This is a genomic window from Pseudomonas sp. W15Feb9B, assembly GCF_000828175.1.
Lineage (GTDB): Bacteria > Pseudomonadota > Gammaproteobacteria > Pseudomonadales > Pseudomonadaceae > Aquipseudomonas > Aquipseudomonas parakoreensis.
Genome location: NZ_JTKF01000061.1, coordinates 23,042 through 42,249, shown reverse-complemented (window position 1 = coordinate 42,249; position 19,208 = coordinate 23,042). Strand labels below are relative to the sequence as shown.

At 61.2% G+C, this 19,208-nt stretch carries 18 protein-coding genes and 1 riboswitch; of the genes, 13 read left to right on the top strand and 5 right to left on the bottom strand.

The annotated features are described in order from the left end of the window. Positions 1 to 107: 107 nt before the first annotated feature. A complete protein-coding gene (locus OC71_RS24855; protein WP_041074366.1) occupies positions 108 to 1,163 on the top strand; it encodes an amidohydrolase family protein in 1,056 nt (351 codons plus the stop codon). A gap of 130 nt (positions 1,164 to 1,293) precedes the next feature. Continuing rightward, on the top strand, positions 1,294 to 2,919 hold the full coding sequence (locus OC71_RS24850) for a methyl-accepting chemotaxis protein (protein WP_041074365.1): 1,626 nt from the start codon (positions 1,294 to 1,296) through the stop codon (positions 2,917 to 2,919). A gap of 194 nt (positions 2,920 to 3,113) precedes the next feature. Here OC71_RS24850 and OC71_RS24845 read toward each other — a convergent pair whose 3' ends face one another. Genes OC71_RS24845 through purM form a run of 3 tightly spaced genes read right to left on the bottom strand, consistent with a single transcriptional unit; the run spans position 3,114 to position 5,544 of the window. Continuing rightward, positions 3,114 to 3,827, bottom strand: a complete 714-nt coding sequence (locus tag OC71_RS24845) for a DUF3108 domain-containing protein (protein WP_041074363.1) — start codon at positions 3,825 to 3,827, stop codon at positions 3,114 to 3,116. An 8-nt stretch (positions 3,828 to 3,835) separates the two neighbouring features. Beyond that, complete coding sequence (gene purN / locus OC71_RS24840) at positions 3,836 to 4,486, bottom strand: phosphoribosylglycinamide formyltransferase (RefSeq protein ID WP_041074361.1); 651 nt, start codon at positions 4,484 to 4,486, stop codon at positions 3,836 to 3,838. Further along, complete coding sequence (purM, locus tag OC71_RS24835; protein WP_041074359.1) at positions 4,486 to 5,544, bottom strand: phosphoribosylformylglycinamidine cyclo-ligase; 1,059 nt, start codon at positions 5,542 to 5,544, stop codon at positions 4,486 to 4,488. The genes purN and purM overlap by 1 nt, the downstream gene beginning before the upstream one ends. 374 nt (positions 5,545 to 5,918) lie before the next feature. Between purM and OC71_RS24830 the strand changes: the two genes are divergently transcribed. From OC71_RS24830 to OC71_RS24810, 5 genes are all read left to right on the top strand, one after another. Next, a complete protein-coding gene (locus tag OC71_RS24830) occupies positions 5,919 to 6,977 on the top strand; it encodes a DUF2066 domain-containing protein (protein ID WP_041074357.1) in 1,059 nt (352 codons plus the stop codon). Between the two features lie 31 nt (positions 6,978 to 7,008). After that, positions 7,009 to 8,082, top strand: coding sequence for an AI-2E family transporter (locus OC71_RS24825; RefSeq protein ID WP_041074356.1), 1,074 nt, complete (start codon positions 7,009 to 7,011; stop codon positions 8,080 to 8,082). Positions 8,083 to 8,301: 219 nt separating this feature from the next. Then, positions 8,302 to 9,006: a DnaA regulatory inactivator Hda gene (gene hda / locus OC71_RS24820; RefSeq protein WP_025111852.1), complete on the top strand. Its 705-nt coding sequence runs from the start codon at positions 8,302 to 8,304 to the stop codon at positions 9,004 to 9,006. A gap of 225 nt (positions 9,007 to 9,231) precedes the next feature. Further along, positions 9,232 to 9,849 (top strand): C40 family peptidase, encoded by a 618-nt coding sequence (locus tag OC71_RS24815; protein ID WP_041074354.1) that lies wholly within the window; start codon positions 9,232 to 9,234, stop codon positions 9,847 to 9,849. A 219-nt stretch (positions 9,850 to 10,068) separates the two neighbouring features. Continuing rightward, complete coding sequence (locus OC71_RS24810; RefSeq protein WP_034156233.1) at positions 10,069 to 10,605, top strand: C40 family peptidase; 537 nt, start codon at positions 10,069 to 10,071, stop codon at positions 10,603 to 10,605. A 127-nt stretch (positions 10,606 to 10,732) separates the two neighbouring features. Here the strand turns inward: OC71_RS24810 and OC71_RS24805 are convergent, their stop codons facing one another. Then, positions 10,733 to 12,046 carry a sorbosone dehydrogenase family protein gene (locus OC71_RS24805; RefSeq protein WP_041074350.1) on the bottom strand — a complete coding sequence of 438 codons (1,314 nt, stop codon included), beginning with the start codon at positions 12,044 to 12,046 and terminating at the stop codon, positions 10,733 to 10,735. A 66-nt stretch (positions 12,047 to 12,112) separates the two neighbouring features. Further along, positions 12,113 to 12,697, bottom strand: a complete 585-nt coding sequence (locus tag OC71_RS24800; RefSeq protein ID WP_041074348.1) for a hypothetical protein — start codon at positions 12,695 to 12,697, stop codon at positions 12,113 to 12,115. A gap of 164 nt (positions 12,698 to 12,861) precedes the next feature. After that, positions 12,862 to 13,093: riboswitch (cobalamin riboswitch) on the top strand. A gap of 79 nt (positions 13,094 to 13,172) precedes the next feature. Between OC71_RS24800 and cobO the strand changes: the two genes are divergently transcribed. Genes cobO through OC71_RS24770 form a run of 6 tightly spaced genes read left to right on the top strand, consistent with a single transcriptional unit; the run spans position 13,173 to position 19,166 of the window. Then, positions 13,173 to 13,784 carry a cob(I)yrinic acid a,c-diamide adenosyltransferase gene (cobO, locus tag OC71_RS24795; RefSeq protein WP_041074346.1) on the top strand — a complete coding sequence of 204 codons (612 nt, stop codon included), beginning with the start codon at positions 13,173 to 13,175 and terminating at the stop codon, positions 13,782 to 13,784. Then, positions 13,781 to 15,181: a cobyrinate a,c-diamide synthase gene (locus OC71_RS24790; protein WP_041074344.1), complete on the top strand. Its 1,401-nt coding sequence runs from the start codon at positions 13,781 to 13,783 to the stop codon at positions 15,179 to 15,181. Before cobO ends, OC71_RS24790 begins: the two co-directional genes overlap by 4 nt. Then, entirely contained in the window at positions 15,178 to 15,828 is a 651-nt protein-coding gene (gene bluB / locus OC71_RS24785) for a 5,6-dimethylbenzimidazole synthase (protein WP_041074342.1), read from the top strand. The genes OC71_RS24790 and bluB overlap by 4 nt, the downstream gene beginning before the upstream one ends. Then, positions 15,825 to 16,733, top strand: coding sequence for an adenosylcobinamide-phosphate synthase CbiB (gene cbiB / locus OC71_RS24780; RefSeq protein WP_041074340.1), 909 nt, complete (start codon positions 15,825 to 15,827; stop codon positions 16,731 to 16,733). The genes bluB and cbiB overlap by 4 nt, the downstream gene beginning before the upstream one ends. Then, the gene (cobD, locus tag OC71_RS24775) at positions 16,726 to 17,718 is read left to right on the top strand and encodes a threonine-phosphate decarboxylase CobD (protein ID WP_041074338.1); all 993 of its coding nucleotides are present in this window, start codon (positions 16,726 to 16,728) and stop codon (positions 17,716 to 17,718) included. The genes cbiB and cobD overlap by 8 nt, the downstream gene beginning before the upstream one ends. After that, positions 17,715 to 19,166 (top strand): cobyric acid synthase, encoded by a 1,452-nt coding sequence (locus tag OC71_RS24770; RefSeq protein ID WP_041074336.1) that lies wholly within the window; start codon positions 17,715 to 17,717, stop codon positions 19,164 to 19,166. The genes cobD and OC71_RS24770 overlap by 4 nt, the downstream gene beginning before the upstream one ends. Positions 19,167 to 19,208 lie beyond the last annotated feature (42 nt).

The following is a 19,208-nucleotide window of genomic DNA, read 5'->3' as shown; positions in this document are numbered from 1 at the left end:
AAAAGTCGTGCGATCAAAAAAGACCTTGCAGTTATAGAGCATTCCTAAGGAGGCGCGTTCCACTTTCCTGCAGGATGAACCCTTGTTGTCGGCTCAAGGTCTAGGCTATGCCTACCTGTCGGAGATTACTTGTGTCCCTGTTTCGTTTGAGTCTTGCCTGCCTGCTGGCATATGCCGGTACCGCCAGCGCCCGCGATTACACTTACAGCGATGCGCACCTGCACTATGTGGATTTTTTCCAGGAAACCGCCGGCATGGCGAAATTGCTCACGGCCATGCAGGACAATTCCATCGACCATGTGATGATTTCCGGCATTCCCGTGGCGAAGAAATGGCATGAAGACGAACCCAAACGTCCCCGCTATTACGCCGGTGATGACGCCGACGCCTACTGGTACAGCGCCACCGATATGATCGTTGCCGATGCCGTGCAGAAACTGACGCCGGAGCAGCGTCTGCACTTTCATCCATTCCTCTCGGGCTTCAACCCTAACGACAAGAACTCTGCCGCACACATTCAGCGCCTGCTCGATCTGTATCCGGGTCTGTGGCAGGGCATCGGCGAAGTGTTCACCCGCCATGATGACCTGACGGCACTGACCGCTGGCGATACCCCTCGGGCCAATAACGAAGCGATGAAGCGGATATATCACCTGGCCGCCGAAAACGATCTGCCGGTGATGCTGCATTCCAACATCACCTCCAAGCGTGAGAAAAATCCGCTGTACCTGAAGGAAGTTGAAGAACCGCTGCGAAATCACCCGCACACCCGGTTCATCTGGGCGCACGCCGGCACCAGTGCGGAGATCCATCGGCACCAGACGCAGCTGGAATTCCTTCTGCCCACCGTCAGCCGGATGTTGGAGGCTTACCCGAATCTGTTCATCGATCTGTCGTGGAGCATGCTCACGCCGTATCTGCTGGATGAGCAGGGCAAGCCGCGTGCGCAATGGCTGGCATTGGTGGAGAAATACCCTGAGCGCTTTATGCTGGGTTCGGATGTTGTAGGCCGATTCAACAAGCTCGGTGAGGAAATGCGCAGTTTCACGCCGTTCCTTGATGCCTTGCCCGAAGACGTGGCGCGTAAAGTCGCCCGGGATAATTTCCTGGCGATATTGCCGCGAACAGCAGCAAAGTCCGCGAAATCCGCGCTGAATCGTTAATGCCGAAGGTTCGAAGTATCAAGGCCTTTTGATATCACCTTTTCGTCTTACGCAAATTTGCGCGGGGCCGATACCTTCTAGAGCAACCAGCTGCAGGGTTGATGCAGCGCTTTTGGAAGGAACCAGAGTAATGAGCATCCGTAGTCTCAATATTGCGCCGCGTGCCGGCCTGGGTTTTGGTGTGTTGGCCTTGATGGTGTTTGCCTTGGGGGCGTTCGCCCTGCTGCAAATGTCGAACATGCGCGCCCAGTCGGATGAGGTCGACAACAACTGGCTGCCGAGCGTGATGGCGGTTGGCGAGATGAGTCAGGACATGCTGCGCCTGCGTGCGCTGACCATGCGTCTTTTGCTCAATCGGGATCCGCAGGCGCTGGCGCAGAATGTCGCCAAGCTCAATGACCTGCGCGGTGTGTTGAGCGAAGCCCAGCAACGCTATGACGTGTTGATCGTGCTGCCCGAAGAGCGCAAGTTGTTCGACCGCTTCAAGGTCGCCGAGCACCAGTATCTGGAGTTTCAGGCGCAGGTCATGCAGTTGTCCGCGCAGAATCGGGTGGAGGAGGCGGCGGCCATTCTCAACGGTGAGATGAGCCCCTTGGCCGACGACATGGCGGTCACCCTCAAAGAGTTGGTCGAGCTGAACAAGCACAACGCCAACCTTGCCACCGAAGCGGCGCGCCTGGTCTTCATCAATTCGCGGGTCTGGGTCGGGGTGATGATCGGCATCACTGCACTGATCACCATCGGTCTGGCGCTGTTGCTGACCCGCAGCATCGTCTTGCCTCTGACGCAGTCGCTGGGCGTGGCGGAAGTGGTGGCCGGTGGCGATCTGACGGGCGATATCAATATCTCCGGCAAGGACGAACCGGCGCGGCTGCTGCAGGCGCTGAAAAGCATGCAGCACAACCTGCGCGACACCATCCGGCAGATTTCCGAGTCGTCCAGTCAGTTGGCTTCGGCTTCGGAGGAGCTGAGTTGTGTCACCGAAGACGCCACACGTGGGCTGCACCAGCAGAGCCTGGAGATTGAACAGGCCGCCACGGCGGTCAATCAGATGACGGCTGCCGTTGAGGAAGTGGCGAGCAATGCGGTGGCGACGTCCGAGGCGTCACGCGAATCTGATCGCATCGCCCAGCGTGGTCGCGAGCAGGTCCGACAGACCGTGACATCAATCGAATCCCTGGCAGATGACGTCACGTCGAATGCCACGCAGGTGGAGGATCTGGCACGGAAGGTTCACGGCATCAGCAAGGTGCTGGATGTGATCCGCTCGATTGCCGAGCAGACCAACCTGCTCGCGCTAAACGCTGCGATCGAGGCCGCGCGGGCCGGCGATGCCGGTCGCGGCTTCGCGGTGGTGGCCGATGAAGTGCGGGCGTTGGCGCATCGCACGCAGCAATCGACCCAGGAAATCGAACAGATGATCGGCGGTATCCAGCAGGGCACCGATTCGGCGGTCAATTCGATGCAGCAGAGCAGCCTTCGCGCCAATTCAACGCTGGAACTGGCGAAGGCGGCGGGTGAGGCGCTGGAAGAAATCGCCTCGGCGTTCACCTTGATCAACGAGCGCAACCTGGTGATCGCCAGCGCCTCGGAGGAGCAGGCGGCAGTGGCGCGGGAGGTGGACCGCAATCTGATGAATATCCGCGATCTGGCGACGCAGACTTCTGCCGGGGCTAATCAGACTAGTGCGGCGAGCCAGGAGTTGTCGCGGCTGGCGGTGGATTTGAACAATATGGTGGCCAAATTTTCGGTCTGATCTGACCGCTGAAGATCGAGCTGAACCCTGTGGGAGCGAGCCTGCTCGCGAAAGCGGTGTATCAACCACAAACATGTCGGCTGAACTGACGCTTTCGCGAGCAGGCTCGCTCCCACAGGGGGATATGTGTCGTCGCGAAAACTGCAGGCACAAAAAAGCCCCGCATCTGCGGGGCTTTTTGTTGTAGCGGCGGATCAGCTGCCTTTAACGGTTTTGCCGTTGACCGTGCCGTCCTGGAGCATGATGTTGTACTCCTTGCCGTCGGTTTCAACCTGTTGCAGGCGGACCAGCAGGTAATCCCAATCCTTGGCGAACCACAGCACGGTAGTGCGCTTGCTTTGTGTCGGATCGCGCACGCGCTCGACCTTGATTGCATCGATCTTGCCGGCCTTGGTGTCGACTTTCTCGGCACCCAGTACACGGAAGTCATAGGTATCGACTTCACCGTCATCGACCACCTGGTAGCTCATGGTCTTCTTGCCGGAGGCGACGTCGTGCTGCAGCGCCAGTTGATAGGTCGATTTGTCGACCATGCCACGGTTCAGCGGGATCTTCACCGCGTCGCCACGGTCGGTGCCGGTGACCATCTTGCTGTTCCAGTCGAAGTCCAGATCAGCCTTTTTCGCTTTGCCCAGACCGCCACGTTCGAAGTGGTAGGACTGCGGCAGCAGGGTGTCCTTGTCCAGGGTCAGGGTGCTTTCTTCAGTCAGGCTGGCGATCATCATCGACGCCTTGAAGCTGAGTTTCCAGACGCCGTTGGCTTCCTTGGTCAGGCTGCGTTCGGCGGTGCCACTCATGGGCAACTGTTTCCAGTCGGCAGTGTAGCTGGCGGAGAACGGTTGAAGGTCTGCCGCCTGCGCGAAGGGCAGGGCGAGCAGAGCGCAAGCGAAGAGCAGGGCGCGACGCATAAAATCTCCTAGTGTCGAATCAAGTGGCCGCTGGCCGCGAGTAACTGGCCATCCAGTAAAGCACCTTGCTCACCGAGTGCCAGTCGGCCTTCGGCAAACCAGCGTACAGCCATCGGGTAGATCAGGTGTTCCTGGACATGCACTCGCTGCGCAAGTGTCTGCGGCGTGTCGTGCAACTCTACCGGTATTACTGCCTGTACGACCAGTGGCCCACCATCGAGTTCCTCGGTGACGAAGTGCACGGAGCAGCCGTGTTCCGCGTCGCCGGCCTCGAGCGCCCGCTGATGAGTGTGTAACCCTTTGTATTTGGGCAGCAGCGACGGGTGGATATTGAGCAGGCGACCCTGGTAGTGACGCACGAAATCAGCGCTAAGAATGCGCATGAAGCCGGCCAGCACCACGAGTTTCGGTTTGAATTCGTCGATCAGTTCGATCAGGGCCGCATCGAAGGCCTCGCGACCTTCGAAGGCCTTGTGATCCAGCGAGCGGGTGGCGATACCCGCATCACTGGCGCGTTGCAGGCCGTAGGCGTCGGCGCGGTTGGAAATCACCGCGGCGATGCGGACCGGGCTGTCGCCGGTCCGCGTGCTGTCGATCAGAGCCTGCAAGTTACTGCCGGTGCCGGACAACAGCACCACGACATCACAGGTCTGGGACATCAGTGAGCCTTGAGGTTTTTCAGCTCGACTTGAGCAGCGCCTTCGGCAGCGGCAGCGATCTGGCCGATGACCCAAGGCTGCTCGCCGGCATCACGCAGGGTGTTGAGGGTCACTTCAACGTGCTCCTGAGCCACGCAGATGACCATGCCAACGCCGCAGTTCAGTACGCGGTGCATCTCGGTCTCGTCAACGTTGCCTTTCTCTTGCAGCCAGTCGAAGACCGCCGGGCGAGTCCAGCTGGCCACGTCAACCACGGCCTGAGCGCCTTTCGGCAGAACGCGCGGGATGTTGTCCAGCAGGCCGCCACCGGTGATGTGGGCCATGGCCTTGACTGCACCGGTGTCCTTGATCAGCTTGAGCAGCGGCTTCACGTAGATGCGGGTCGGGGCCATCAGCAGGTCGGTCAGCGGTTTGCCGTCGAGCTGAACGGTTTCGATGTCGGCGCCGGACACTTCGATGATCTTGCGGATCAGCGAGTAGCCGTTGGAGTGCGGGCCGGACGATGGCAGGGCGATCAGCGCGTCACCGGTGGCGACTTTCGAGCCGTCGATGATGTCGGCTTTTTCCACGACGCCGACGCAGAAGCCGGCCAGGTCGTAGTCTTCGCCTTCGTACATGCCAGGCATTTCAGCGGTTTCGCCGCCAACCAGAGAGCAGCCAGCCAGTTCGCAGCCTGCACCGATACCGGTGACCACGGTGGCAGCTACGTCGACGTTCAGCTTGCCGGTGGCGTAGTAGTCGAGGAAGAACAGCGGTTCTGCGCCGCACACCACCAGATCGTTGACGCACATGGCGACCAGGTCCTGGCCGATGCTGTCGTGCTTGTTCAGGTTCAGCGCCAGGCGCAGCTTGGTGCCGACGCCATCAGTACCGGATACCAGCACCGGCTGTTTGTAACCGGCCGGGATCTCGCAGAGGGCGCCGAAACCGCCCAGGCCGCCCATGACTTCCGGGCGCGCAGTGCGCTTGGCGACGCTCTTGATGCGTTCGACCAATGCTTCACCGGCGTCGATGTCTACACCGGCGTCCTTGTAGCTCAGGGAGGGTTGCTTGCTCATGATCCAGGCCTTTAGGGGAGGGGATTCAGGGGTAACGACCGAGTTCAGCGGGAACATCGAAATCGAGAGGGCGATGGCCTTGCGCGAATTTCGGGGTGCCCGGCTGTTGCCGGTCTGCGAAGGCGCGCGATTTTATCAGGCTTGAGGGGCAGCGGCCATCCTCGCGCCGACGGGCAGGGGCATAATCAGCGGAAATTTTTTGCAATTGTGCCGGGTGGCTGCCTGTATAAGGTGTACCGATTAACCGTCTATCGTTATCCCTGTGCAAAAACTTACCGCCGCCGTGTGAATGTTTTGCGATGGCAGATTGTCACAGCCTTGCTTAACCGGTTCACGCGGCCTGTTCCAGCCGCTCCTGTCGACGGGAATTTTCCATGCGTTTTTGTAAATTGTTGGTTGTGGGTTGTTTGTCCGTGGTCAGCCTGGCGAGTCATGCCGAAAACCTCAAAGGTCTCTATCAAGTGCGTCAGCCGGTCAGCAGCCAGGCGCCGGAAGAGCGCGATCGCGCCACGCAGGCGGCGCTGGATACGCTGGTATTGCGCCTGACCGGCGACCCGAAGGCTGTGCAAAATCCAGGGTTGGCGACGATTCGCAAAGACCCGCAGCAGATCATCAGCCAGTTCGGTTTTGATGCCGGGCCACCGGAAGTGCTGAAAGTCGATTTCGACCCGGCCACCACTGAGCAGGCGCTGCGTCGTGCGGGATTGTCGTTGTGGGGCGCGAGCCGGCCGTCGATCCTGAGTTGGTGGCTGAACGATTCGACTGAAGGTTCGAGCCTGGTCGGTGACGGTCAGGCAGCGGCGGCACCACTGCGTGCGGCGGCTCAGCATCGTGGTTTGCCCTTGCGTTTGCCGCTGGCTGATTTGAGTGAGCAACTGGTGGCCACCGCGCCAGTGCTGGATGGCACCGATCCCGCACCATTGCGCGGCGCTTCGGAGCGTTACGGTGCGGATGCCTTGTTGGCGGTGCATGCGCACGAAGAGGGTGGGCAGTGGCAGGCCAAGTGGCATCTGTGGCTGGGCGATCAGAAAGAGGCCGGCAGCGTGCAGGGTGCCGATCAGGCTGGTGTGGCCGATGCCGTGATGCTGGCGGTGGCCGAGCGTCTGGCGCCGCGCTTTGTCGCCAAGCCTGGTGCTTCGGGCCAACAGACCCTGGAAGTGCAGGGCATGAATCTTGAGCATTACGCCACACTGCTGCGGTTACTCGAACCGTTTGGTGTGCGTCTGCAAAGTGTCGAGGGTGATCGCATCGTGTATCGGGTCAACGGCAGTGCCGATCAGTTGCGCGCGCAGTTGTCGTTGGCGAAGTTGCAGGAATTGCCGGCCGAAGCGCCTACGCCAGTGGCAGCGCCGCAGCCAGCCGTCGCAGGTGCGACGCCTGTTGCGGCACCGACGCCTGCACCGGTAGCACCTTCGTTGCGGTTTCGCTGGTAAGTCTTTCTTTATATAGAAGCAGGAGTGATACATGGCCGATACGCGGCGTTGGTTCTGGCTCGGTGGGGTAGTCCTGCTTTGCGCGTTTGTCTGGTTGCTGCACCCGATCCTCACGCCGTTTCTGGTGGCGTTGCTGCTGGCGTACCTTTTCGATCCGCTGGTGGATCGTCTGGAGCGGCTCGGTCTGTCCCGCACCTGGGGCGTGATCGCGGTGTTTGCCTTGTTCACCCTGATCGTCACCACGTTGTTGCTGGTGTTGGTACCGATGCTCGCCAAGCAGTTGCTGCGCTTGTACGAACTGGCACCGCAGATGCTCGATTGGCTGCAGCACACGGCGCTGCCGTGGGCGCAGTCGAAACTGGGCCTGTCGGACGGTTTCTGGAAGTTCGACAAGGTCAAGGCCGCGATCAGCGAGCACATGGGGCAGACCACTGACATCGTCGGTGTGGTGCTGAGTCAGGCCACGGCTTCAAGCCTGGCGCTGATCGGCTGGCTGGCGAATCTGGTGTTGATTCCGGTGGTGAGTTTCTACCTGCTGCGCGACTGGGACGTGATGATGGCCAAGATCCGCAGCCTGCTGCCGCGTGATCGTGAAGAAACCATCGTCTCGCTCGCGGGTGAGTGCCATGAGGTGCTCGGCGCGTTTGTGCGCGGGCAACTGCTGGTGATGCTGGCGCTGGGCGTGATCTACGCAGCGGGCCTGATGATCGTTGGACTGGAACTGGGGCTGTTGATCGGCCTGATCGCCGGTCTGGCGGCCATCGTGCCGTACATGGGCTTCGTGATCGGGATTGGCGCGGCGCTGATTGCCGGTTTGTTCCAGTTCGGTGGTGATCTGTATCCGATGATCGGAATCGTTGCGGTGTTCATGGTCGGGCAGGCGCTCGAAGGCATGGTGCTGACGCCTTTGCTGGTGGGTGACCGGATCGGTCTGCATCCGGTGGCGGTGATTTTCGCGATTCTGGCCGGCGGCGAGCTGTTCGGCTTTACCGGTGTGCTGCTGGCATTGCCGGTGGCGGCGGTGATCATGGTGCTGGTGCGTCACGTGCACGATTTGTACAAGGACTCGGATATTTACAGCGGGACCGATGAGCCCGAGCTGTGATCCGATCACGGGCGGTCCGGCATTGTGCCGGGTTGGCCCGTGTTTTGCGGTGGATTGTTTCGCTAACGCGTCAGAGAAACTGTCATAAAACCAGCGTGTTAACGCAAACCTTTGATTTTGCTTGGGGTCTGTCGCATTGTGCGCTCAGCTTCACGGGTATAAACTTCGCAAACTTTACACAGAGGCCACTAACGGTTCCTTGAGAACTGTTCAGTCAGCATGAAACCGATTCAGCTGCCCCTAGGTGTGCGTCTGCGTGACGACGCCACCTTCATCAACTACTACCCAGGCGCCAATGCCGCTGCACTCGGCTATGTCGAGCGCCTATGCGAAGCCGACGCCGGTTGGACCGAAAGCCTGATCTACCTGTGGGGCAAGCACGGGGTAGGGCGTACGCATCTGTTGCAGGCGGCTTGCCTGCGCTTTGAGCAGATGGGTGAGCCGGCGGTGTACCTGCCGCTGGCCGAATTGATGGATCGCGGTATCGAAATCCTCGACAACCTTGAGCAGTACGAACTGGTCTGCCTGGATGACTTGCAGGTGATTGCCGGCAAGCCGGACTGGGAAGAGGCGATGTTTCATCTGTTCAACCGCTTGCGTGACAGCGGTCGGCGTTTGCTGATTGCCGCTTCAACCTCGCCACGCGAGCTGCCGGTGAAACTGGCTGACCTCAAATCGCGCCTGACGCTGGCGCTGATCTTCCAGATGCGCCCGCTTTCCGATGAAGACAAATTGCGTGCCCTGCAATTGCGTGCTTCGCGTCGCGGCCTGCACCTGACCGATGAAGTCGGACACTTTATTCTGACCCGTGGCACCCGCAGCATGAGTGCATTGTTCGACCTGCTCGAACAGCTGGATCAGGCCTCGTTGCAGGCGCAACGCAAGCTGACAATTCCGTTCCTGAAAGAGACCCTCGGTTGGTAGCCAGCCCTTGAAATACGAGGCTTTCAGCACGTTTCGACATATTTCAGGCGCCAGAAAATCCGCGTTTCCGCAACGTATGCAGACCGCGTATCGAGTCAAATGGGCTTAAGCGCTTAGATGTAAACGAGAAACCGGGAAGTCACAAAAAGATCGATTGAATTTGCAAATGAGGCCGATAGCGGGCATAGTCTCGGCTTCTTTACAACTTCAGCCACGGTCGTGCCCATGCTAAATCGCTTCGCACCCCTCGTGCCTCTCGCACTCGTCACCCTGTTGTTCGGTTGCGCTGCTCATTCTCCAGTTCAAGAGCAGCCTCAACAGGTTAAAAATTCTGCCACCGCCCAGTCTTCCGTTATTTACCAGGAAGAGCTGGCTACCGAAAAAGAACTCGCCGATTTCAACGGCAAGAAGCCCTATGAGCTTCCGGTTCTGGCCGACAGCATCCTCGAACGCGGCATGTCCCTGATCGGTACCCGTTACCGTTTCGGCGGTACCTCTGAAGCCGGTTTCGACTGCAGCGGTTTCATCGGTTATCTGTTCCGCGAAGAGGCCGGCATGAATCTGCCGCGCTCCACCCGCGAAATGATCAATGTGGATGCGCCTCTGGTCTCGCGCGGTAATCTTGAGCCGGGCGATCTGCTGTTCTTCGCCACCAATGGTCGTCGCGGTCGTGTAAGCCACGCCGGGATCTACCTGGGTGACAACCAGTTCATTCATTCCAGCAGCCGTCGCAGCGGCGGTGTCCGCATTGACAGCCTGGGTGACAGCTACTGGAGCAAGACCTTCATCGAAGCCAAGCGCGCCCTCGCAATGGCACCGACCGTGGTTACCGCTCGCAAGTAATTCCCCGTTGTCGCCACGTCCGTGGCGACAAAAACGGTTCCCGGCAAGGGAGTAGACCTAGACTTTACAAGGTGAAGTTAAAGTCTTACTTGAAGTTTGCCGTGTAGCCGCTAGAATCCTGTATCTATATTGATGGCAAACCGCCTGCGTGCTCCGCAGGCGGTTTTGTTTCTGTCCATTCGGCAGAGAAAGCCGCAGCCAGATCAGGATGTTCTGCTTATGACGATGTCGGCCCGCCTCACATTGATTTTCTTCGCAGCGCTGCTCAGCGCTTGCGCCAGCCGCACTCCGCCGCCTGCGCCCGTGGTGCGCGCTCCGGTGGTGTTCGGGCCTTCCCAAGCTTTTTCGCCGGCTGCTGAAGACGTGCTGTTTCGTGCGCTGGGCCTGGTTGGCACGCCTTATCGCTGGGGTGGCAACACACCAGACTCCGGGTTTGATTGCAGCGGCCTGATCGGCTTCGTCTACCGTGATGCTGCTGGCATCTCCTTGCCGCGCTCCACCCGCGAGATGATCGTGATGCAAGCGCCGAATGTCGGCAAAGAGGGTTTGCAGACTGGCGACCTGATCTTCTTCGCCACCAATGGTGGCTCTCAGGTCAGCCATGCGGGGATCTACGTGGGGGAAGGTCGCTTCGTGCATGCGCCAGCAACCGGCGGCACAGTGAAGCTGGACAGCCTGTCGAAGGCGTATTGGCAGAAGGCGTATCTGAGTGCCAAGCGGGTATTGCAGCCGGAGCATCTGGCGCATAACCCGTAACCGCTGAAGATTTAAATGTGGGAGCGAGCTTGCTCGCGAATGCGCTGTGTCATTCAATTGCGATGTTGTATGACTTGACGCTTTCGCGAGCAAGCTCGCTCCCACAGTTGTTTTGGGGCGTGTCAGATTACTTGGCGGACGAAACCCGCCACACCTTGTTCCCCACATCATCGGCCACCAGCAAACCACCTTGCTGGTCAATCACCACGCCAACCGGGCGGCCCAATGCGTTCTCGTCCTTGTCGAGGAAGCCGGTCAGTACATCCACCGGTGCTCCGTTCGGCTTGCCGGCGGCGAATGGTACGAAAATCACCTTATAGCCACTGTGCGGTTTGCGGTTCCACGAGCCGTGCTGGCCGATAAACGCGCCTTCCTTGAACTGCGCCGGCAAGTTGTTGCCGTCGGCGAAGGTCAGGCCCAGTGACGCGGTGTGCGGGCCGACGGCATAGTCCGGAGCGATGGCCTTGGCCACCAGATCCAGATTCTGCGGCTTCACCCGGACATCCACGTGCTGGCCGTAATAGCTGAAAGGCCAGCCATAGAAGCCACCGTCCTTGACCGAGGTGATGTAGTCCGGCACCAGGTCGCTGCCGATTTCGTCACGTTCGTTGACTGCTGTCCACAGCGCGCCTGTGGTGGGTTCCCACGCCAGGCCGTTGGGGTTACGAATGCCTGAGGCGAAGATCCGGTGATTGCCGGTGGCGCGATCCACTTCCCAGATCGCGGCGCGACCTTCCTCTTTATCCAGACCATTCTCGCCGACGTTGCTGTTCGAGCCGACGGTGACATACAGCTTGCTGCCGTCCTTGCTGGCGATGACGTTCTTGGTCCAGTGATGGTTCAGCGTACCGCCCGGCAGGTCGGTAACCTTGATCGGCTGCGTCTTGATCTCCGTCGCACCGGGTTCGTAGTGGAAGCGCAGCAGGCGATCAGTGTCCGCGACGTACAAATCGTTGCCGACCAGGGTCATGCCGAACGGCGAGTTGAGGTTCTGCAGAAACACCGTGCGGGTCTCGGCCACGCCGTCGTGATCGGCGTCGCGCAGCAGGGTGATGCGGTTCGGGCTTGGCACGCCGGCACCAGCTTTGCCCATGACTTTCTTCATCACCCAGCCGCGAATACCGCTGCTGTCATCCGGCTTGGGCGGCGCGTTGGTTTCCGTCACCAATACGTCACCGTTGGGCAGCACGTAGAGCCAGCGCGGATGATCGAGGCCTTCGGCAAATGCAGCCACTTGCGTACCGGCTGCGGCGGTCGGTTTGCCACCTGCAGGCCAGCCGACCGCTGGGGCGATGTTCACCGTCGGGATCAGGGTTTTGTTCGGTTCAGGCAGTTTCGGTGACGGTCCGGTGCCGTCGGAAACTTGCAGGCTGGAGGATTCACCGCAGGCGGTGAGCCCTCCGGCGAGAGCGATGACGAGAGCGAGTCGGGTTTTGCGCATTGCTGATCTTCCCTATGAATGCATGCTTAATCATAGAGAACCCTGCGCACCCGATGGTTCAACCGTTCAACCACGGGCCTCTTTGAACAGCACGGCGATGCCCGGGTGATAGTTACCCGCTTCGCTGCGCAATTTGCGGTAGGCGTAGGGGAAATACCAGGCCACGGCGCAGCAGTGTTCCTTTTGCAGGTCGTCGACCATGTCCTGCAGTTCTTCCGGGCTGGCGCTGTGCTGAGCCTTCTGCGGGGCGACGAACAGACAGCCGAGTTTGAGGTCACTGGCGAAGCTGATGCGTTTGGCATCGCTGGTGATGTCCAGCAGGGCCTGAGTCAGGTTGAGGTTGTTGACCCGCGGCCAGCGCTGGGTGGCCTGAAGGTAGGCGCGGTCTTCGGCCCCGGCGATGAACAGGTCGGCGCGGGCATTGCGCTCGCCGTCTTCGTTCTGCTTGCGGGTGGTGGTATCGCAGAGGGTCACCAGCTCGGCCATCCAGGCCGCAGCGGAGAGCAAGCCGAGATTGGCTTTCTCGTCATGCCAGTAGGGCGTGTCGTTGTCACCGCGTACCGCGTTGTAACGGTCAATACAGTCAAACCAGCGTTCAAGCACCGGGCGCAGGAATTCCAGGCGCGGGTTGCTGATGATCATGCCTTGCATCGTCATCATCCTTATTGTTGTGGTGTGCTTTTTCAATCAAAAGCATGGCTCTTTGATATCACTTGTCTCAGTGTGGCACAAGATTGGCGCCAGATAATTGATCGACGGCAGTTATTCGCCCGACGGCCCCCTCTTTAATTGACGCTCCACCCCCAACCCTCTAACCTTCGCGGCTTGTTTCAGGTGCTCTGTGACGCGTGTCGACAGAGTGAAACAGGGAAGCCGGTGAGGGTTGTCTTCAGGTGAAGCACGATCACGATCCCGGCGCTGCCCCCGCAACGGTAAATGAGTGAAAACTGCGCATTGAGCCACTGTGTCGACCGACGCGGGAAGGCGCGCAGTCAGGCGATTCGCCGCTCATGAGCCCGGAGACCGGCCTGATCCATCCAGCGGCATCACGGTGGGCGATGCCAGGCTTTTTGCCGTCTATTCTTGTGCCTGCCCGCCGTTATCCAGCCTCAACGGAGAGCTCCCCATGACCGATTCCCCCGAGCGCGACGAACGCCATCTGGCGCGTATGCAGCGCAAAAAAGCCGTGATCGACGAACGCATCGCCAATTCCCCTGACGAGTGCGGCCTGGTGCTGGTGTTGACCGGCAATGGCAAAGGCAAAAGCAGCTCGGCGTTCGGCATGCTTGCCCGTGCCATGGGTCACGGCATGCAGTGCGGCGTGGTGCAATTCATCAAGGGCCGCAACAGCACTGGCGAAGAGTTGTTCTTCCGCCGCTTCCCCGAGCAAGTGCGCTTTCACGTGATGGGCGAGGGCTTCACCTGGGAAACCCAGGATCGCCAACGTGACATCGCCGCCGCCGAAGCTGCGTGGGCAGTGTCCCGCGAGCTGCTGCGCGATCCGTCGATCGGCCTGGTGGTGCTGGATGAACTGAACATCGCCCTGAAACACGGCTACCTCGATCTGGATCGAGTGCTCAGCGACCTGCAGGCGCGTCCGCCGATGCAGCACGTGATCGTCACCGGCCGCGCGGCCAAGCCGGAAATGATCGAAATGGGCGACACCGTCACCGAAATGGGCATGCTCAAGCACGCCTTCCAGGCCGGCATCAAAGCGCAGAAAGGCGTCGAACTTTGAATCAACCACGTCACTGCCCGGCGGTGTTGATCGCCGCGCCGGCCTCCGGTCAGGGCAAGACCACCGTCACCGCCGCGCTCGCTCGCTTGCATCGCAATCAGGGGCGCAAGGTGCGCGTGTTCAAATGCGGCCCGGACTTCCTCGACCCGATGATTCTCGAGCGCGCCAGCGGTGCGCCGGTGTATCAACTGGACATGTGGATGGTTGGCGAGCAGGAAAGCCGCCGCCTGTTGTGGGAAGCCGCCGCCGAAGCCGATCTGATCCTGATCGAAGGCGTGATGGGCCTGTTCGACGGCACGCCGTCCAGCGCTGATCTGGCGCGCCATTTTGGTGTGCCGGTGCTTGGTGTGATCGATGGTACCGCCATGGCCCAGACTTTCGGTGCCCTGGCGCTGGGGCTGGCGCGTTATCAGCCGGACCTGCCATTCGCCGGCGTGCTGGCCAACCGCGTCGGCACCTTGCGTCATGCGCAATTGCTCGAAGGCAGCCTCACCGAAGGTTTGCGCTGGTACGGCGCGCTGTCGCGGGAAACCGGGATCGAGTTGCCGAGCCGCCATCTCGGTCTGGTGCAGGCCAGCGAATTGAATGATCTGGACCTGCGTCTCGACGCGGCCGCCGAAGCGTTGGCCAGCAGTTGCGAGGTAGCGCTGCCACCGGCCGTGGCATTCGCCGCGCCTGAAGTGATCCCTGCCGAACCGCTGCTCGACGGCGTGCGCATCGCCGTCGCTCGCGATGAGGCCTTTGCCTTCACCTACGGCGCCAGTCTCGATCTGCTGCGGGCGATGGGCGCCGAGTTGAGTTTCTTCTCGCCGATCCGCGATACGCAGTTGCCCGACGCCGACAGTCTGTATCTGCCCGGTGGTTACCCGGAATTGCACCATGTCGCGCTGGCGCAAAATACTGTGATGCTGGATGCGATTCGCGCGCACCACGCTGCCGGCAAACCGCTGCTTGCCGAGTGCGGCGGCATGCTCTATCTGCTCGACGCGTTGACCGATGTCGACGGCACTCGTGCCGAACTGGTCGGCCTGCTGCGCGGTGAGGCGGTGATGCAAAAACGTCTGGCGGCACTGGCACTGCAAGCGGTGGATTTGCCAGAAGGTTCGTTGCGCGGCCACACCTATCACCATTCCCTGACCAGCACCGAGCTGACGCCGATTGCCCGGGGCATCAGCCCGAATGGCGGGCGCGGGGCGGAGGCGGTTTATCGGGAGGGGCGGATGACGGCGTCGTACGTGCATTTTTACTTTCCGTCGAATCCGACGACGATTGCCGCATTGTTTGCGCCAGATCTCAAGGCCGCCATCGCTGGCAAGCCAGCTCCCACAGTGGCCGGTGTCATGCCTGAAGAAACGCGATCCCCTGTGGGAGCTGGCTTGCCAGCGATGGGGCCATGACCGACAACGCATACACTGAGGCCGAGCGCACAGCGATCTATAAAGCCATCGCCGAACGCCGCGACATGCGCCACTTCACCGGCGGCACGGTCGAGCCGGAGCTGCTGCGCCGTCTGCTCGAAGCCGCGCATCAGGCGCCCAGCGTCGGTCTGATGCAGCCGTGGCGCTTTATCCGCATCAGCGATCGCGCCTTGCGCGGGCAGATCCAGAACCTCGTCGAAGAAGAACGTGTGCGTACCGCCGAAGCCCTCGGCGAGCGCTCTGATGAGTTCATGAAGCTCAAGGTTGAAGGCATCAACGACTGTGCCGAAGTGCTGGTCGCGGCGCTGATGGACGATCGCGAAAAACATATTTTCGGCCGTCGTACGCTGCCGGAAATGGACATGGCCTCGCTGTCCTGCGCGATTCAGAATCTGTGGCTGGCGTCCCGTGCCGAAGGACTGGGCATGGGCTGGGTGTCGCTGTTCGAACCGCAGGCGCTGGCCGATCTGCTGCAGCTGCCGGCCGGGGCCAAGCCATTGGCGGTGTTGTGCCTGGGGCCGGTCAAGGCATTCTATCCGGCGCCGATGCTGGTACTCGAAGGGTGGGCGCAGGCGCGGCCGCTCAATGAGTTGCTGTACGAAAATTATTGGGGAGTGAGTCAATGAGTGTGGCGTTGTTGAGTGTCGCCGCGGTCGCGCTGGATGCGCTGCTGGGTGAACCGAAACGCTGGCATCCGCTGGTGGCGTTCGGCAATTTTGCCGGGCGCATCGAGCGCCGTTTCAATGCGGGCGGACGTGGCTGGCGCAGTCACGGGGTCACCGCGTGGGTGATCGCGGTGCTGCCGCTGACCTTGCTCGCGACCGCGTTTTCCTGGGCACCGTACGTGGGCTGGATCGTCGAGATTCTGGCGCTGTATTGCGCCCTCGGCATGCGCAGCCTCGGTGAGCATGTCGCGCCGGTAGCCTGCGCCTTGCGCGCTGATGATCTGGAAGAAGCGCGCAAACGCGTCGGCTATCTGGTCAGTCGCCAGACCAGCGAACTGGACAGCACCGCCGTCGCCCGCGCCGCCACCGAATCGGTGCTGGAAAACGGCAGTGACGCGGTGTTCGCCGCGCTGTTCTGGTTTGTCGTGGCCGGCGCGCCAGGGGTGGTGCTCTATCGCTTGAGCAACACGCTCGACGCAATGTGGGGCTATCGCAACGAACGCTTCGAGCGCTTCGGCTGGTGCGCGGCAAAAATCGACGACGTGCTCAACTACATTCCGGCCCGACTGGTGGCGCTGACCTACGCGCTGCTGGGGAACACCCGGCTCGCCTGGAAATGCTGGCGCAGCCAGGGCCCGCAATGGGACAGCCCCAACGCCGGTCCGGTGATGGCGGCCGGTGCCGGTGCGTTGAATGTCGAACTGGGCGGCCCGGCGATCTATCACGGCGAACTGCATGAGCGTCCGCAACTGGGCGAAGGTGCGCCAGCGGATGCCGATTCGATTGATCGCGGCTGGCAATTGGTCCAGCGCGGGGTATGGTTATGGCTGCTGATTCTCTGCGTGGGGGCTGAATTCTATGCTTGAGCACGGTGGCCGGCTGCGCAAGGCTGCACTCGATTACGGGATTGCCGAGGCCGACTGGCTCGACCTGTCCAGCGGCCTTGCGCCGTGGCCATTTGCGGTGCCGCAGATTCCGTTGCGCGCCTGGGCACGCTTGCCGGAAACCGATGACGGGCTGGAGCAGGCCGCGTGCGATTACTACGGCGCCTCGCAGGTGCTGCCGGTGGCCGGTTCGCAAATGGCGATCCAGCTGCTGCCGCGTTTGCGCCGCGCCGGCAAGGTCGGTGTGTTGTCGCCGTGTTATGCCGAGCACGCCGAAGCCTGGCGTCGCAGTGGTTACATCGTGCGCGAAGTGCTGGAGCAGGAAGTGGAGTTCTTTCTCGACAGCCTCGACGTGCTGGTGGTGGTCAATCCGAACAACCCCACCGGCCTGAGCCTGACCCCGGCGCGGCTGCTCGACTGGCATGCGCGGCTGGCCCAGCGCGGCGGCTGGCTGGTGGTCGATGAAGCGTTCATGGATAACACGCCGCAACTGAGTCTGGCCTCGCACACCCATCAGGTTGGCCTGATAGTGTTGCGCTCCTTCGGCAAGTTTTTCGGTCTGGCCGGGGTGCGTCTGGGGTTTGTGCTGGCCGAGCGCAAGTTGCTCAGATTGCTCGCGGAGCAGGTCGGGCCATGGGCAGTCAGCGGACCGACGCGGGTGCTCGGTCAGGCCTGTTTGCAGGACACCGAAGCGCACACTCGGCAACGTATTCGCAGCGATGAGGCCAGTGAGCGTCTGGCGCTGCTGCTGGAGCGCTATGGCTTCAAACCCCACGGGGGTTGTGCGTTGTTTCAGTGGCTGATCACCGAGCACGCGCCTGCGTTGCACGAGTTCATGGCCCGACGCGGGATCCTTCTGCGCATCTTCACTCACAACAGCAGTTTGCGTTTTGGCCTGCCCGCCAACGCCGCTGAAGAAGCGCGCCTCGAACAGGCGCTGCAAGCCTTTGCCAAGGAATCGAAATGACCACCCTGATGGTGCAAGGCACCACCTCCGACGCCGGTAAAAGCACGCTAGTGACGGCGCTGTGCCGCTGGGCCACCCGTCAGGGCGTGGCGGTGGTGCCGTTCAAACCGCAGAACATGGCGCTCAACAGCGCGGTGACCGCCGACGGCGGCGAGATTGGCCGGGCGCAAGCGGTGCAGGCACAAGCGGCGCATCTCGAACCGCACACCGACATGAACCCGGTGCTGCTCAAACCCAACAGCGACACCGGCGCGCAGGTGATCATCCATGGCCGTGCGGTCACCAGCATGAACGCAGTGGCCTATCACGACTACAAAGCCATCGCCATGCAAGCGGTGCTCGCGTCGCACGAGCGGCTGAGCGCGGCCTATCCGCTGGTGATGGTTGAAGGCGCTGGCTCGCCGGCCGAGATCAATCTGCGTGCCGGAGACATCGCCAACATGGGCTTCGCCGAAGCGGTGGATTGCCCGGTGCTGCTGATCGCCGACATCAATCGCGGCGGGGTGTTTGCGCACCTGGTCGGCACGCTGGAGTTGCTGTCGCCGAGTGAGCAGGCGCGGGTCAAGGGCTTCATCATCAACCGCTTTCGCGGTGACATCGCCTTGCTGCAACCGGGCCTCGACTGGCTGGAACAGCGCACCGGCAAACCGGTGGTGGGCGTGCTGCCGTATGTGATGGATCTGCACCTGGAAGCCGAGGACGGCATCGACCAGCGCCAGACCGACAAGGCCGAGCAAGTGCTGAAAGTGGTGGTACCGGTGCTGCCGCGCATCAGCAATCACACCGATTTCGATCCGCTGCGTTTGCACCCGCAGGTCGATCTGCAATTCATCGGCCCGGGGCAGGCGATCCCTGCTGCCGACCTGATCATTCTGCCGGGCTCGAAAAGCGTGCGCAGCGATCTGGCGTATCTGCGCGCCAGCGGCTGGGACACGGCGATCAATCGGCACCTGCGCTATGGCGGCAAGTTGCTGGGGATCTGCGGCGGTCTGCAAATGCTCGGCGAGCAAGTGCACGATCCGCTGGGTCTCGAAGGCGCGCCGGGTTCCAGTGCCGGACTGGGTTTGCTGGCGTTCGAAACCACGCTGGAAGCCGAGAAGCAATTGCGCAATGTCCGTGGGCATCTGGCGCTGGAAAACGCTGAGATCAGTGGTTATGAAATCCATGCGGGCGTGACGGTGGGGCCGGCGCTGGAGAATGCGGCGGTGCATCTGGATGACGGTCGTTGCGACGGCGCGCAGAGTCTGGACGGGCAGGTGTTCGGCACTTATCTGCATGGCTTGTTCGAATCACCGCAAGCCAGTGCCGCGTTGCTGCGCTGGGCCGGGTTGAGCGATGTGCAGGAGGTGGATTACCACGGCTTGCGCGAGCGCGATATCGAGCGGTTGGCGGATCTGGTGGAGCAGCATCTGGATACCGATTTGTTGCGTCAGCTCTGCGGGATTTGAGTGGCCTGCCCAGGCCCCATCGCTGGCAAGCCAGCTCCCACA

Excerpts from the sequence above, each read along its gene's own strand:
- OC71_RS24855 (WP_041074366.1), top strand. The coding sequence starts at position 108 with ATGCCTACCTGTCGGAGATTACTTGTGTCCCTGTTTCGTTTGAGTCTT.
- OC71_RS24850 (WP_041074365.1), top strand. The coding sequence starts at position 1,294 with ATGAGCATCCGTAGTCTCAATATTGCGCCGCGTGCCGGCCTGGGTTTT.
- OC71_RS24845 (WP_041074363.1), bottom strand. The coding sequence starts at position 3,827 with ATGCGTCGCGCCCTGCTCTTCGCTTGCGCTCTGCTCGCCCTGCCCTTC.
- purN (WP_041074361.1), bottom strand. The coding sequence starts at position 4,486 with ATGTCCCAGACCTGTGATGTCGTGGTGCTGTTGTCCGGCACCGGCAGT.
- purM (WP_041074359.1), bottom strand. The coding sequence starts at position 5,544 with ATGAGCAAGCAACCCTCCCTGAGCTACAAGGACGCCGGTGTAGACATC.
- OC71_RS24830 (WP_041074357.1), top strand. The coding sequence starts at position 5,919 with ATGCGTTTTTGTAAATTGTTGGTTGTGGGTTGTTTGTCCGTGGTCAGC.
- OC71_RS24825 (WP_041074356.1), top strand. The coding sequence starts at position 7,009 with ATGGCCGATACGCGGCGTTGGTTCTGGCTCGGTGGGGTAGTCCTGCTT.
- hda (WP_025111852.1), top strand. The coding sequence starts at position 8,302 with ATGAAACCGATTCAGCTGCCCCTAGGTGTGCGTCTGCGTGACGACGCC.
- OC71_RS24815 (WP_041074354.1), top strand. The coding sequence starts at position 9,232 with ATGCTAAATCGCTTCGCACCCCTCGTGCCTCTCGCACTCGTCACCCTG.
- OC71_RS24810 (WP_034156233.1), top strand. The coding sequence starts at position 10,069 with ATGACGATGTCGGCCCGCCTCACATTGATTTTCTTCGCAGCGCTGCTC.
- OC71_RS24805 (WP_041074350.1), bottom strand. The coding sequence starts at position 12,046 with ATGCGCAAAACCCGACTCGCTCTCGTCATCGCTCTCGCCGGAGGGCTC.
- OC71_RS24800 (WP_041074348.1), bottom strand. The coding sequence starts at position 12,697 with ATGCAAGGCATGATCATCAGCAACCCGCGCCTGGAATTCCTGCGCCCG.
- cobO (WP_041074346.1), top strand. The coding sequence starts at position 13,173 with ATGACCGATTCCCCCGAGCGCGACGAACGCCATCTGGCGCGTATGCAG.
- bluB (WP_041074342.1), top strand. The coding sequence starts at position 15,178 with ATGACCGACAACGCATACACTGAGGCCGAGCGCACAGCGATCTATAAA.
- cbiB (WP_041074340.1), top strand. The coding sequence starts at position 15,825 with ATGAGTGTGGCGTTGTTGAGTGTCGCCGCGGTCGCGCTGGATGCGCTG.
- cobD (WP_041074338.1), top strand. The coding sequence starts at position 16,726 with ATGCTTGAGCACGGTGGCCGGCTGCGCAAGGCTGCACTCGATTACGGG.
- OC71_RS24770 (WP_041074336.1), top strand. The coding sequence starts at position 17,715 with ATGACCACCCTGATGGTGCAAGGCACCACCTCCGACGCCGGTAAAAGC.